Source organism: Nitratireductor mangrovi, assembly GCF_007922615.2.
Lineage (GTDB): Bacteria > Pseudomonadota > Alphaproteobacteria > Rhizobiales > Rhizobiaceae > Mangrovimarina > Mangrovimarina mangrovi.
On record NZ_CP042301.2, the window covers coordinates 669,859 to 683,000 of the forward strand.

A 13,142-nucleotide genomic window follows, 5' to 3' on the forward strand; every position below is an offset into this window, starting at 1 on the left:
TTCGAGAACGCTTTCCTAAAGCTGTGCGCGCGAGGCGAGGATCGAGAGCGTGCGCACGTTGTCGGCGCCCTCGTGGTCGAGCAGCCGGGTCGGGTAGTCGCGCGTGAAGCAGGCGTCGCAGAACTGCGGCGCATCGTTGTCGCGCGCCGCCTCGCCGACCGCCCGGTAGAGCCCGTCGATCGACAGGAAGCCCAGGGAATCGACGCGGATGAAGTCGCGCATTTCCTCGATCGACATGCGCGAGGCGAGCAGCTTGGCGGTCTCCGGCGTGTCGACGCCGTAAAAGCACGAGGCGCGCGTCGGCGGCGAGGCGATGCGCATGTGCACCTCCTTCGCGCCGGCGTCGCGCACCATCTGCACGATCTTCTGCGAGGTTGTGCCGCGCACGATCGAATCGTCGACCAGCACCACGCGCCGGCCCTCGATCATGCGCCGGTTGGCGTTGTGCTTGAGCTTCACGCCCATGTGGCGGATGGAATCGGTCGGCTGGATGAAGGTGCGGCCGACATAATGGTTGCGGATGATGCCGAGCTCGAAGGGCAGGCCCGCCGCCTGCGCGAAGCCGATCGCTGCCGGCGTGCCGGAATCGGGTACCGGCACCACCAGATCGGCCTCGACCGGGTTCTCGCGCGCCAGTTCCGCCCCGATCTGCTTGCGCACGTCGTAGACGTTACGGCCCTCGACGGAGGAGTCCGGGCGCGCGAAGTAGACATATTCGAAGATGCAGAAGCGCGGCTTCGCTTCCTCGAACGGGAAGTGGCTGTTGACCCCTTTCGAGGTAATCACCACCATCTCGCCCGGCTTGATGTCGCGCACGAAGCGGGCGCCGATGATGTCGAGCGCGCAGGTCTCCGAGGCGAGGATCCAGGCCCCGTCGAGATCGCCCAGCACCAGTGGGCGGATACCGAGCGGGTCGCGGCAGCCGATCATCTTTTTCGACGACAGCGCCACCAGCGAGAAGGCGCCTTCGAGCTGGCGCACCGCCTCGATGAAGCGCGCGTTGAAATCCTTCTCCTTGCTGGTCGCGACCATGTGCAGGATGGTCTCGGTATCGGAGGTCGAGGAGAAGATCGCGCCCTGCTTCTGCAGGTTGCGCTGCGCCGTCATGGCGTTGGTGATGTTGCCGTTGTGGGCGACGGCGAAGCCGCCATCGGCGAGTTCGGCGAACAGCGGCTGGATGTTGCGCACGCCCGAGCCGCCGGTGGTCGCGTAGCGCGTGTGGCCGATGGCGCGACTGCCCTTGAGGCTGTCGATCACCGCCTGCTTGGTGAAGGTGTCGCCGATCAGCCCGACATGCCGTTCGATGTGGAACTGGCTGCCGTCGAAGGAGACGATGCCGGCCGCCTCCTGGCCGCGATGCTGGAGCGCGTGCAGCCCGAGCGTGACGATCGCCGCCGCGTCCTGGCGCCCGAAGATGCCGAAGACGCCGCATTCGTCGTGGAAATGATCGTCCGCCTCGTCCGTCACCTGTCCCTCGCGGGAAGTTTGGTCGGAAACGGGGCTTGCAAGCGTGTCTGCCATGACAGGCCGCCTTTCGAAGGGTCCGATGCGCGGTGCCGTCCGCGTCGCCGCCGGCTTCGGCCGGGTCTCAGCCGCCGTCGCTGCTGGTGATCTTCTTGATGATCGAGTTCTCAGGGTCGTCCGGCAGCAGCGCCTGCAGCCGCTCGCCGATGCCTTCCAGCAGCGGCAGCGACTTCGCCTCGTTGACCCAGGCCGGCCGGTTCTCGCCGACGAGCCAGTTGAAGAACAGCAGCGCCACCGCGATCACCAGCACGCCGCGCGCCGCGCCATAGACAAAACCGAGCGTGCGGTCGAGCGCGCCGATGCGGCTGTCGATGATGAAGTCGGCGATCTTCATCGTGATCACCGACACCACGATCAGCGCGATGAAGAACACGATCGCCGCCGCCACCGCGAGCGCCAGCTGGGCGTTGTCGACATAGGGCGTCACATAGGGCAGCACCAGGGGATAGAAGAAGAAGGCCGCCGCCGCCGATGCCGCCCACGACGCGATCGACAGGATCTCGCGCGAAAAACCGCGCACCATGGCGAGAACCGCCGAAACCAGGGTGAAGCCGACGAGGATTCCGTCAAGCAGCGTGATCGGCATTAGGGCTCCGCTCCGTTTGGGGCATCGGCGTCATTCCCCGCCATGCCCTCGTTTCGAACCGGCGATCCGGGCCACCAGGTCGGCCAGCGCTCCGGGCTGGAACGATCGCGTCGCGATGCCGCCGGCCAGTTCGCCGCTTCCGGCCGGCAGGACAGCCTGGCCAAATCCCAGCTTCTCCGCTTCCTTCAGCCGCTGCTGCGCATGCGCGACAGGCCTGACGGCGCCCGATAGGCTGATTTCGCCGAAATAGACACAATCGGCCGGAAGGGCAAGTCCGGTGAGCGAGGAAACCAGCGCCGCCGCCACCGCCAGGTCGGCCGCGGGCTCGGCGATGCGGTAGCCGCCGGCGACGTTCAGATAGACGTCGTTGGTGGCGAAGCGCACCCCGCAATGCGCTTCCAGCACCGCCAGCACCATGGAAAGCCGCGAGGAATCCCAGCCGACCACGGCCCGCCGCGGCGTGCCGAGCGGCGAGGCGGCGACCAGCGCCTGGATCTCGACCAGCACCGGCCGCGTGCCCTCCATGCCGGCGAAGACCGCCGCGCCCGGCGCCTGCGCGCTGCGTTCGCCGAGGAAAAGCTCCGACGGGTTCGGAACCTCGCGCAGGCCGCGATCCGACATCTCGAAGACGCCGATCTCGTCGGTCGGCCCGAAGCGGTTCTTGACCGTCCGCAGGATACGGTAGTGATGGCCGCCTTCGCCCTCGAAATAGAGCACGCCGTCGACCATGTGCTCGACGACGCGCGGTCCGGCGATCTGGCCGTCCTTGGTGACATGGCCGACAAGCACGACCGCGGAACCTGTGGATTTCGCGTGGCGGATCAGCGCCTGGGCGGAGGCGCGCACCTGGGTGACGGTGCCCGGCGCCGATTCGGCCACGTCGGTCCAAAGCGTCTGGATCGAATCGATGATCAGCAGGTCCGGCCGACGGCCGTCGGCGATGGTGGCAAGGATGTCCTCGACATTGGTCTCCGCCGCCAGTTCCACCGGCGTGTCGGCGGCTTCCAGCCGCTGCGCCCGCAGCCTGATCTGTGCCACCGCCTCCTCGCCGGAGACGTAGACGACGCGGTGGCCCTGGCGTGCCAGGGCCGCCGCCGCCTGGGTCAGAAGCGTCGACTTGCCGATGCCGGGGTCGCCGCCGATCAGCAGCGCCGAGCCGCGCACGAAGCCACCGCCGGTCGCCCGGTCAAGCTCGCCGATGCCCGACGCGATGCGCGGCGCGTCCTCGATTTCGCCGGAAAGCGTCGTCAGCGCCACGGCGCGCCCCTTGCGCGCCTTGCGCAGGGTCGCCGGGCCGGAGCCGATGCCGCCGGCCGTGCCTTCCTCGACCAGCGTGTTCCATTCGCCGCAGGCGTCGCATTTGCCTGCCCAGCGCGAATGCACGGTGCCGCAGCTCTGGCAGATGAACTGGATGCGGGATTTGGCCATGGAATGCCTTCTTGTTCCAGTTCCATACTTGTTGCGCGCCGTCAACCGGCGGCAAGGCCCGTGCGCCGGCCATCAGGCCTCGTCGTCGTTGCTGACATAGCTGCGGTGAAACCGCCGGCCCATACTCGTGAGCAACTCGTACGAGATCGTTCCGGCAGCGGCAGCGGCCTCATCGAGAAGAATGTTGGGACCAAACAGCTCGATCGTGTCGCCGACCGCGAGCGCCCCGTCGCCGAGCTCGGTCACGTCGAACATGGTCAGGTCCATGGTGATGCGGCCGAGGATCGGTACCCGCCGCCCATGCACGAAACCCTGGCCGCCTGCCGCCGAGGCGGCACGCAGCGGCACGCCGCTGCCCGAAAGCGCGCGATGCAGGCCGTCGGCATAGCCGGCTGAGGCCACGGCGATGATGGTGGCGCGCTCGAGTGTGACGGTCGCGCCGTAGCTCACCGTTTCCCCGGCTGCGGCGTGGCGGATCTGGACGATGCGCGCGGCGGTGGTCGCGACCGGATGCATGCCGGTGCGCCCGCCCGGCGAGCCGCCATAAAGCGCGATGCCCGGCCGCACCATGTCGAAATGGAAGTCGCGCCCGAGCACGATGCCGGCCGAATTGGCGAGGCTCGCCGGGACACCGGAAAAGAGCGCTCGCACGGCGCGAAACGCCTCCAGTTGCAGCCTGTTTTGCGGATGCTCGCGTTCGTCGGCGCAGGCAAGGTGGCTCATTATCAGCACCGGCCTGAGCGCGCCGGTGAGCGCGTTTTCCTCCGCGAGCGCCCTTGCTTCGGCCATGGTCAGCCCGAGCCGGTTCATGCCGGTGTCGACATGGATGGCGCAGGGCCACGGCTTGCCGCCGGCGTGCCCCACAGCTTCCCATATCGCCGCTTCCTCGCGCGTGTTGATGACCGGCACCAGTGCCGCCTCGGCATAGACTTCCGCCGCCTCGCGGCCGAACAGCCCGCCCAGCACGTAGATGCGCGCCTTCGGTGCCGCCTCGCGCACGGCGATGCCCTCGGTCGGCAGCGCGACGAAGAAGGTGTCGCAGCCGGCCTCGACAAGTGCGGGCACGACTGCTTCCGCGCCGAGCCCGTATGCATCGGCCTTGACCACGCCGGCCGTGTGCGCCTTGCCTGCAATGCGGGAGAGGGCGCGGTAGTTCGCCTGCAGGGCGCGCAGATCGATCGTCAGCTGGCCGCCGGCGAGCCGCGCGTCCGGCCCGGCTTCGCGATAACGTACTTCGTCCGCCACTCCGTTTACTCGAAGCGTTCCGGCAGCCGATCTTCCTCGGCCAGATCGGAAAAGCGCGTGAACTGGCCCTCGAAGGCGAGATCGACCGTTCCGGTCGGACCGTGGCGCTGCTTGGCGACGATCAGTTCGGCCTTGCCGCGTACGCGCTCGAACTTCACCAGCCAGTCCTCATATTCGGGCGTGCCCTGCTCCGGCTCGCGGTTCTGCAGGTAATATTCGTCGCGATAGACGAACAGCACCACATCGGCATCCTGCTCGATCGAGCCGGATTCGCGCAGGTCGGCAAGCTGCGGGCGCTTGTCGTCGCGGCTCTCGACCTGGCGCGACAGCTGCGACAGGGCGATGATCGGCACGTTGAGTTCCTTGGCGAGCGCCTTTAGCCCGGTGGTGATCTCGGTGATCTCCTGCACGCGGTTCTGGGCCGCGCGCGCCGAGGTGCCCTGCATGAGCTGCACATAGTCGATGATGATGACGTCGAGGCCGCGCTGGCGTTTCAGCCGCCGCGCACGCGCGGCCAGCTGGGCGATCGAGATGCCGCCGGTCTGGTCGATGTAGAGCGGCGTCTTTTCCATCATCTGCGAGCAGGCGACGAGCTTCTCGAACTCGACCTCGGAAATCTCGCCGCGGCGGATCTTCGATGAGGAGATTTCCGTCTGCTCGGAGATGATGCGGGTGGCGAGCTGCTCTGACGACATTTCCAGCGAGAAGAAGCCCACCACGCCACCATTGGCGGCCTTGAAGGAGCCGTCGGCCTGTTGCGCCGGCACGTAGGACGAGGCGATGTTGAAGGCGATGTTGGTGGCAAGCGACGTCTTGCCCATCGCCGGGCGTCCGGCGAGGATCACGAGGTCCGACGGCTGCAGCCCGCCGAGCCTGCGGTCGATGTCGCGGAAGCCGGTCGAGATGCCCGACAGGTGCCCGTCGCGCATATAGGCGGCGTTGGCCATGTCGATGGCCGTCTTGACGGCGTCGGTGAAGCTTTCGAAGCCGCCGTCATAGCGGCCGGTTTCGGCCAGTTCGAACAGCCGCCGCTCGGCGTCCTCGATCTGGTCGGACGGCGACATGTCGACCGGCGCGTCGAAGGCGATGTTGACCATGTCCTCGCCGACGGTGATCAGCGCCCGGCGCGTCGCCAGATCGTAGATTGCGCGGCCGTAGTCGGCGGCGTTGATGACGGTGACCGCCTCGGCCGCCAGCCGCGCCAGGTAATGCGCGACCGTCATGTCGCCGACCTTCTCCTCGGCCGGCAGGAAGGTCTTCATGGTCACCGGATTGGCCATCTTGCCCATCCGCACCAACTCGCCCGCGACCTCGAAGATCTTGCGGTGCAGCGGCTCGTAGAAATGCCCTGGCTTCAGGAAATCCGATACCCGGTAGAAGGCGTCGTTGTTGACCAGAATGGCGCCGAGCAGGGCCTGCTCGGCTTCGATGTTGTTGGGAGGCTCGCGATAAAGCGGGGTTTCCGCCGCGCCGAGTTTGCGGACTGCTTCTGCCATCGTCTCTCTTCGGATTTATGCCGAACCTCGGTACCAGAACTCCTTACCAATGGGTGAAGGAATGCGGCTCACCACACGTGATTCACAGCCATCCACAGGACAATCGTCGTTTGCCGGTGAAATGCGGTTGACGCGAATCAGCGCCCGGACCAGCCGCCCGATTCTATACCAGAAGGCTCGACAATGGTCGCGGCGGGAGGTGTGTCAGGCCGTGCGCTTGCGGCGTCGTCCGGGCTTCGCGGGCGCCTGTGGCTTGGTCCCCCGGTCGGGTGCGTCCTGCCTGGCAAGACGCTCCTCCACCGCGCCCATATAGTCGCGGGTGACCGGCAGGGTTGTGTTCTTGCGTGTGAGCTGGATCTGGAACACCATCAGGTCCTGCCAGCGGAAGCCGGCCTCCGAGCCGGCGAGATAGAACTCCCACATGCGGCAGAAACGCTCGTCGTAGATGTCGCGGATGCGGTCGCGATTGGCGAGGAAGCGCTGCCGCCAGTGTTTCAGCGTGTCGGCGTAGTGGAGCCGCAGGATCTCGATGTCGCTGACCATCAGCCCCGAGCGTTCGATCGCCGGCAGCACCTCCGACAGCGCCGGAATGTAGCCGCCGGGGAAGATGTGCTTGCGGATGAACGGCGTCGTCGCCGCCGGCGGGCCGGAGCGGCCGATCGAATGCAGCACCATCACTCCGTCCGGCTTCAGGATCGTGGCGCATTTGTCGAAGAAGGTCCGGTAGTGGTTGACGCCGACATGTTCGAACATGCCGACCGAGACGATGCGGTCGAAGCGCTCCGAAAGCTTGCGGTAGTCCTTGAGCTCGAAATGTACGTGGCCTTCGAGCCCTTCCTCCTGGGCGCGCTCATTGGCGATCGCCAGCTGTTCCTCGGACAGCGTGATGCCGAGCACGTCGGCATCGAAATTGCGCGTCAGGTAAAGGCTGAGCCCGCCGAAGCCGCAGCCGATGTCGAGCACCGTCTGGCCCGGCTTGATCGCCAGCTTGGCGGCGAGGTGGCGCTTCTTGGCGAGTTGCGCCTCCTCCAGCGTCATGTCGGGCCGGGTGAAATAGGCGCAGGAATATTGCAGGTCCTCGTCGAGGAAGAGCCGGTAGAGCTCGCGCGACAGGTCGTAGTGGCGGCGCACGTTCTGCCGCGCGCGCGCCGTGGTGTTGAGCTGCTGGAAACGCCGGAACAGATAGCGCATGCCGTCGGCCATGCGGGCCCAGAAGGCGCCGGCATTGACCATGCCTGTATTGGTGTAGACGATCTCGAGCAGGTCGAGGAGGTCGCCCTCCACCATGTCGATCTCGCCGTTCATGTAGGCTTCGGGAAGCGCAAGCGTCGGGTCGACGGTGATGGCGCGTTCGGCATGGCGTGTCCGGATCGCCACCGTCACCTTCCTGCCGTTCTGGTCGCCGAAGGCATGGGCCGCGCCGCCGGGGTCGATGACGGTCAGATTGCCCGTCCGGATCAGGCGCTCGATCACACTTCGCAACAGCATGTTCATGGGATCAACACCTCCACAAACAGACAATGCCACGCCGCACCTGAGCCAGAATGTGGGTCAGGGGGCCGTTCTATCAAGCAAAAAAATACCCGGGAGTTGCCTCCCGGGTATTGAACCTGACCGGTTTTTTCTCTGGATCAGGCGTTTTCGTCCGTCTCGTCGCCATCGGCATCCGGCTCGAAGAAGGCTTCCGGGCGGGCATTCTCGTTGATGTCCTCGCCATAGATCGCTTCCGCCGAATCGAGCGTCTCGCCTGCCGCCTGACGCTCGGCCTCGTCGGCCGAACGGGCGATGTTCAGCGTCACCGTGACCTCGACTTCCGGATGCAGCGCGATGACCACATTGGTGAGGCCGATCGCCTTGATCGGCTGATTGAGCTCGACCTGGTTGCGGCCGACCGAAAAGCCTTCCTCGGTCAGCAGGTCGGAGATGTCGCGGGTCGACACCGAACCGTAGAGCTGGCCGGTCTCGGCGGCGGCGCGCACCACCACGAAGGACTTGCCGTCGAGCTTTTCGGCGACCTGCTCGGCCTCGCTCTTGCGTTCCAGGTTGCGCGCCTCGAGCTGCGCGCGCTGGCCTTCGAACTTCTTCTTGTTGGCCTCGTTGGCGCGCAGCGCCTTGCCCTTCGGCAGCAGGAAATTGCGTGCGAAGCCGTCGCGCACCTTGACGGTGTCGCCCATCTGCCCGAGGCGGGCAATGCGTTCGAGAAGAATGACTTCCATGGTTCCGTACCTTTCATATGCGCCTTGGCGGCGCGCCGGACGGAGGAAGCCTGACAGGGCGTTGAGCCCGCTTGTCGCTGTCCTGCCGGCCGGCAGTTAGGGGCCAGGGCCCCAGCCCGGGATTTCTTTGCTCGTCCGTACCGCGCCCGTCGCGGGGGACGCGCGGGCGGCGGGCCGCCCGCGTCATCGCTCGGTTAGCGTACCACGTAGGGCAAAAGGCCCAGGAAGCGGGCGCGCTTGATCGCCTTGGCGAGTTCGCGCTGCTTCTTCTGGCTCACCGCGGTGATGCGCGACGGCACGATCTTGCCGCGCTCGGAAATGTAGCGCTGCAGCAGGCGCACGTCCTTGTAGTCGATCTTCGGCGCATTGGAGCCCGAGAACGGGCACGTCTTGCGGCGGCGATGGAAGGGACGGCGGGTCGGGATCTGGTTGATGTCGACCATTATTGCGCTCCTCCGTCGGAATGTTCGCGCGGACGGCGCGGACGGTCGTCACGATCGCCGCGCGGGCCACGGTCGCCGCGGTCGCCACGCGGGCCACGATCGCCGGGGCGGTCGTCGCGGTCGCGCTTCTGCATCATGGCCGAGGGGCCTTCCTCGTGCGCGTCGACGCGGATGGTCATGAAGCGCAGCACGTCTTCCGACAGGCCCATCTGGCGCTCCAGTTCCTGGACGGCGGCCGCGGGCGCGGTCATGTCCATGAGCGTGAAATAGGCCTTGCGGTTCTTCCTGATGCGGTAGGTGAGGGACTTCAGCCCCCAATTCTCCACCCGGCCGATGGAACCGCCATTCGCTTCCACGACGCCCTTGTACTGCTCGACAAGCGCATCGACCTGCTGCGAGGACAGATCCTGCCGGGCAAGGAACACATGCTCGTAAAGTGCCATTGTTCTTTGCCTTTCTTCGTTCGCTCTCCCGGCGGCCAACGGCTAAGCCTCTGCGACTTGTCTTTTCCCGTCGATCGCGGGGAAGAAAGGCGCAAATTCGAGACGGTCGAGAGCGGAGACACGGGAGGCGGAAGGCTTTTTGCCTTCACACGATGCGGCGGATTCCCAGGAAGTCGGCGCACGGCCCTCCGTTCAGCCCCCAGCTGGGACCGGCAGAGTGAGCGCGCTTATACAGGTTTTGGCCGCCTGCGCAACCTCAATCGCCGCCGTTCAGCCGGACGAGAGGTAGAGGCAGGCGGTATAGAAGGCGTAGGCGGCCAGCATCGCGCCCCCGGTCTTGCGGCCGAGCCGGTCGCTCCAGCTCAGGATCAGCGCGAAGACGATGCTGATCGCCAGCACCAGCGGCACGTCGATACGCAAGAAGCGTTCCGCGATCGGCAGCGGCGCGACGAGCGCGGTGACGCCGAGAATGGCGAGGATGTTGAAGATGTTGGAGCCGACCACATTGCCGATCGCCACCGCGGTGCGGCCGCGCCAGGCCGCGACCACCGACGTGGCGAGTTCCGGCAGGCTGGTGCCGACGGCGACGATCGACAGCCCCACCACCGCTTCCGAGACGCCGAGCGCCAGCGCGATGGCGCTGGCGCCCTCGATCAGCATGTCGGCGCCGACGAAGAGCAGCGCCAGGCCGGCCAGAAGCAGCAGCCCCGCGAGCCAGGCCGGCTTTGTCGCCGACCGGACTTCGAGGTCTTCGGGCACCGCACCGCTGGCGCGGTAGTGCGCATAAAGATAGGCCGACAGCAGCGCGAGCAGCAGCACGCCGCCCCATGTCGGCAGCGCGCCCCATGCCGCGGCGACGAGCAGCAGCGCGGTCGCGCCGAGCATGACGCGCACGTCGCGCTTGACGTCCGCTCCCCAGCCGCCCGACGGCGCCATCAGCCCCGTGAAGCCGGCGATCAGCAGGATGTTGGCGATGTTGGAGCCGACCACATTGCCGATGGCGATCTCGGGACGGCCCTTGAAGGCCGCTTCGACCGAGACCAGCATTTCGGGCATCGAAGTGCCGAAGCCGACCACGGTGAGGCCGATGACGAGTTCGCTGATCCCGAGCCGCCGCGCCGCCGAAACGGCGCCGCGCACCAGAAGTTCGCCGCCGCCGAACAACAGCACGAATCCGGCTATGACGAAAAGCACATCGCGCACAGGCGGTGTTCCCCCAGGTTCCAGCAAACCGCCCTCTCGCGGTAGCGCTAAGATGGGCCGCCGCCATGGCGCAGACAAGGGCGCGGTCAGCGCGCTGGATCAGCATTTTCCTTTTTACCGGCCCCGCGCAATCGGGCACAACGTGCCCACGAACGAACATTCGAGGAGAACATCTTTATGCCGATCATCAACCGCATCGCCGAATTCCACGACGATGTCACCGCCTGGCGGCGCGATATCCACGCCCATCCCGAACTGCAGTTCGATGTCCATCGCACCGCCGCCATGGTCGCCGAAAAGCTGAAGGAATTCGGTGTCGACGAGGTGGTGACCGGCATCGGGCGCACCGGCGTCGTCGGTGTCATCAAGGGGCGCAAGAACGGCAGCGGCAAGACCATCGGCCTGCGCGCCGACATGGACGCTTTGCCGATCCACGAGGCGGTCGATCGGCCCCACAAGTCGAAGACGGACGGCGTCATGCATGCCTGCGGGCATGACGGGCACACCGCGATGCTCCTCGGGGCCGCGCGCTACCTGGCCGAGACGCGCAACTTCGACGGCACCGCGGTCGTCATCTTCCAGCCGGCCGAGGAGGGCGGCGGCGGCGGCCGCGAGATGGTCGACGAGGGGATGATGGACCGCTTCTCGATCGACGAGGTCTACGGCATGCACAATGCGCCGGGCATTCCGCTTGGCCATTTCGCGCTGCGCACCGGCTCCATGATGGCCGCTGCCGACATGTTCATCATCGACATCGAGGGCATGGGCGGCCATGCCGCGCGCCCGCAGCGCTGCATCGATACCACGCTTGTCGGCGCCCACATCATGACTGCCTTGCAGTCGGTGGTGGCGCGCAATGTCGATCCGGTCGAGGCGGCGGTGATCTCGGTCACCACCTTCAAGGCCGGCGACGCCTTCAACGTCATCCCGCAGACCGCGCGGCTGACGGGCACGGCGCGCACGCTGTCGCCCGAAATCCGCGACCTGCTGGAAGAGCGCATGAAGGAGGTGGTCGAGCACACCGCCGCGGCCTTCGGCGCCAAGGCGACGCTCGATTACCAGCGTCACTACCCGGTGCTCTCCAACCATGTCCGCGAGGCGGGTTTTGCCGGAGAAGTGGCACGTCAGGTGGTCGGCGACCGCGTCGACATGGAGACCCCGCAGGTCATGGGTGGCGAGGATTTCGCCTTCATGCTGGAGGCCCGCCCCGGTGCCTTCATCTATCTCGGCCAAGGCGACACCCAATATCTCCACCACCCGGAGTATGACTTCAACGACGAGATCATCCCGATCGGCTGCTCCTATTGGGCCAGGCTGGTGGAGACGGCGCTTCCGGCCGGGTGAAGGACAGCAACGGGTCACTGTTGCGCAGGATAGGAAGGGGGTCGGGCGCTGCCGCTGGACCTCCTTTTCCTCGGGGGAATGTGCGACGAGCAGGGCTCGGGCTGGCCAGGGGCATTCTGCCTCCGCCGACCTTCGACTGGAGTTCCCATGGCGCGGTCCGGGGTCGTGGCCTTGACTTTGCCGCCCCTCCTGCCGCACAGGCTCGGCAAGGAAAACGACGGGGAGACGCCGGATGGCGATCGCATTCACCTTTCCGGGCCAGGGCAGCCAGACCGTCGGCATGGGGCGCGAGCTTGCCGAAGCCTATCCGGAGGCGCGCGCCGTCTTCGACGAGATCGACGAGGCGCTCGGCGAAAAGCTGTCGAACCTGATCTGGGAAGGCCCCGACGACCGGCTGACGCTCACCGCCAATGCCCAGCCGGCGCTGATGGCGGTGTCGATCGCCGCGCTGCGCGCGCTGGAGGCGGGCGGCCTTTCGCTCAAGGACAGGGTCGCCTATGTCGCCGGCCATTCGCTGGGCGAATATTCCGCGCTTTGCGCGGCAGGCGTGTTTTCGCTTGCCGACACCGCGCGGCTCCTGCGTATCCGCGGCAATGCCATGCAGGCCGCGGTGCCGGCGGGCGAGGGCGCCATGGCGGCGATCCTCGGCCTGGATGACGCCGCCGTCGATGCGGCCTGCCGCGAGGCGGGGGCGACCGGTGTCTGCCAGATCGCCAACGACAATGGCGGCGGCCAGATCGTGATTTCCGGCGCCCGGGCCGCGGTCGAGAAGGCCGCAGCGCTCTGCACGGAAAAGGGCGCCAAGCGCGCCATCATGCTGCCGGTCTCCGCGCCCTTCCATTCGGCTCTGATGACGCCGGCTGCCGACGCCATGCGCGCGGCCTTGGCGGAGGTCGCCAAGAAGGCGCCCGCCGTTCCGGTGGTTGCCAATGTCAGTGTCAGCCCGGTCAGCGATCCCGAGAGGATCGCGACACTGCTGGTCGAACAGGTGACCGGACGCGTGCGCTGGCGTGAGACCGTGGAATGGTTCGGCCAGAACGGCGTCTCGACGCTTTACGAGATCGGCGCCGGCAAGGTCCTTTCGGGCCTGGCGCGCCGCATCGACCGCGACATGGCGACGTCGGCGATCAACACGCCGGCTGACGTCGAGGCGGCGCTGGTCGCGCTGGCTTGATCGGCTGCGGGCGCCGGCCTACCAACGACAACGTTTCGAT

12 protein-coding genes are annotated in these 13,142 nt (G+C 66.8%); 2 read left to right on the forward strand and 10 right to left on the reverse strand.

The annotated features are described in order from the left end of the window. Positions 1-15 precede the first annotated feature (15 nt). From purF to FQ775_RS03255, 10 genes are all read right to left on the reverse strand, one after another. Positions 16-1,521: an amidophosphoribosyltransferase gene (gene purF / locus FQ775_RS03210; RefSeq protein WP_146299674.1), complete on the reverse strand. Its 1,506-nt coding sequence runs from the start codon at positions 1,519-1,521 to the stop codon at positions 16-18. Positions 1,522-1,588: 67 nt separating this feature from the next. Continuing rightward, on the reverse strand, positions 1,589-2,110 hold the full coding sequence (locus FQ775_RS03215) for a CvpA family protein (protein ID WP_146299673.1): 522 nt from the start codon (positions 2,108-2,110) through the stop codon (positions 1,589-1,591). Between the two features lie 30 nt (positions 2,111-2,140). After that, positions 2,141-3,538 (reverse strand): DNA repair protein RadA, encoded by a 1,398-nt coding sequence (gene radA, locus FQ775_RS03220; RefSeq protein ID WP_146299672.1) that lies wholly within the window; start codon positions 3,536-3,538, stop codon positions 2,141-2,143. A gap of 72 nt (positions 3,539-3,610) precedes the next feature. Then, a complete protein-coding gene (alr, locus tag FQ775_RS03225; RefSeq protein WP_146299671.1) occupies positions 3,611-4,783 on the reverse strand; it encodes an alanine racemase in 1,173 nt (390 codons plus the stop codon). Between the two features lie 5 nt (positions 4,784-4,788). Further along, positions 4,789-6,279, reverse strand: coding sequence for a replicative DNA helicase (locus tag FQ775_RS03230; protein ID WP_146299670.1), 1,491 nt, complete (start codon positions 6,277-6,279; stop codon positions 4,789-4,791). Positions 6,280-6,483: 204 nt separating this feature from the next. Then, the gene (locus tag FQ775_RS03235; RefSeq protein ID WP_146299669.1) at positions 6,484-7,773 is read right to left on the reverse strand and encodes a cyclopropane fatty acid synthase; all 1,290 of its coding nucleotides are present in this window, start codon (positions 7,771-7,773) and stop codon (positions 6,484-6,486) included. A gap of 137 nt (positions 7,774-7,910) precedes the next feature. Beyond that, the gene (gene rplI / locus FQ775_RS03240) at positions 7,911-8,495 is read right to left on the reverse strand and encodes a 50S ribosomal protein L9 (protein WP_146299668.1); all 585 of its coding nucleotides are present in this window, start codon (positions 8,493-8,495) and stop codon (positions 7,911-7,913) included. A 194-nt stretch (positions 8,496-8,689) separates the two neighbouring features. Next, a complete protein-coding gene (gene rpsR, locus FQ775_RS03245; RefSeq protein ID WP_146299667.1) occupies positions 8,690-8,938 on the reverse strand; it encodes a 30S ribosomal protein S18 in 249 nt (82 codons plus the stop codon). Further along, entirely contained in the window at positions 8,938-9,381 is a 444-nt protein-coding gene (gene rpsF / locus FQ775_RS03250) for a 30S ribosomal protein S6 (protein ID WP_146299666.1), read from the reverse strand. The genes rpsR and rpsF overlap by 1 nt, the downstream gene beginning before the upstream one ends. Before the next feature lie 270 nt (positions 9,382-9,651). Further along, the gene (locus tag FQ775_RS03255; RefSeq protein ID WP_146299665.1) at positions 9,652-10,584 is read right to left on the reverse strand and encodes a calcium/sodium antiporter; all 933 of its coding nucleotides are present in this window, start codon (positions 10,582-10,584) and stop codon (positions 9,652-9,654) included. 177 nt (positions 10,585-10,761) lie between these two features. On the opposite strand from FQ775_RS03255, the gene FQ775_RS03260 reads away from it, so the two are divergent. Together FQ775_RS03260 and fabD are read left to right on the forward strand one after the other, a co-directional pair. Beyond that, positions 10,762-11,928 (forward strand): M20 aminoacylase family protein, encoded by a 1,167-nt coding sequence (locus FQ775_RS03260; protein ID WP_146299664.1) that lies wholly within the window; start codon positions 10,762-10,764, stop codon positions 11,926-11,928. A 232-nt stretch (positions 11,929-12,160) separates the two neighbouring features. Next, positions 12,161-13,102: an ACP S-malonyltransferase gene (fabD, locus tag FQ775_RS03265; protein ID WP_146299663.1), complete on the forward strand. Its 942-nt coding sequence runs from the start codon at positions 12,161-12,163 to the stop codon at positions 13,100-13,102. The last annotated feature ends 40 nt before the right edge of the window (positions 13,103-13,142 follow it).

Bases quoted from the DNA above. Each gene is read 5' to 3' on its own strand.
- FQ775_RS03260 (WP_146299664.1), top strand. From the start codon at position 10,762: ATGCCGATCATCAACCGCATCGCCGAATTCCACGACGATGTCACCGCC.
- rplI (WP_146299668.1), bottom strand. From the start codon at position 8,495: ATGGAAGTCATTCTTCTCGAACGCATTGCCCGCCTCGGGCAGATGGGC.
- fabD (WP_146299663.1), top strand. From the start codon at position 12,161: ATGGCGATCGCATTCACCTTTCCGGGCCAGGGCAGCCAGACCGTCGGC.
- purF (WP_146299674.1), bottom strand. From the start codon at position 1,521: ATGGCAGACACGCTTGCAAGCCCCGTTTCCGACCAAACTTCCCGCGAG.
- rpsR (WP_146299667.1), bottom strand. From the start codon at position 8,938: ATGGTCGACATCAACCAGATCCCGACCCGCCGTCCCTTCCATCGCCGC.
- FQ775_RS03215 (WP_146299673.1), bottom strand. From the start codon at position 2,110: ATGCCGATCACGCTGCTTGACGGAATCCTCGTCGGCTTCACCCTGGTT.
- radA (WP_146299672.1), bottom strand. From the start codon at position 3,538: ATGGCCAAATCCCGCATCCAGTTCATCTGCCAGAGCTGCGGCACCGTG.
- rpsF (WP_146299666.1), bottom strand. From the start codon at position 9,381: ATGGCACTTTACGAGCATGTGTTCCTTGCCCGGCAGGATCTGTCCTCG.
- FQ775_RS03230 (WP_146299670.1), bottom strand. From the start codon at position 6,279: ATGGCAGAAGCAGTCCGCAAACTCGGCGCGGCGGAAACCCCGCTTTAT.
- FQ775_RS03235 (WP_146299669.1), bottom strand. From the start codon at position 7,773: ATGAACATGCTGTTGCGAAGTGTGATCGAGCGCCTGATCCGGACGGGC.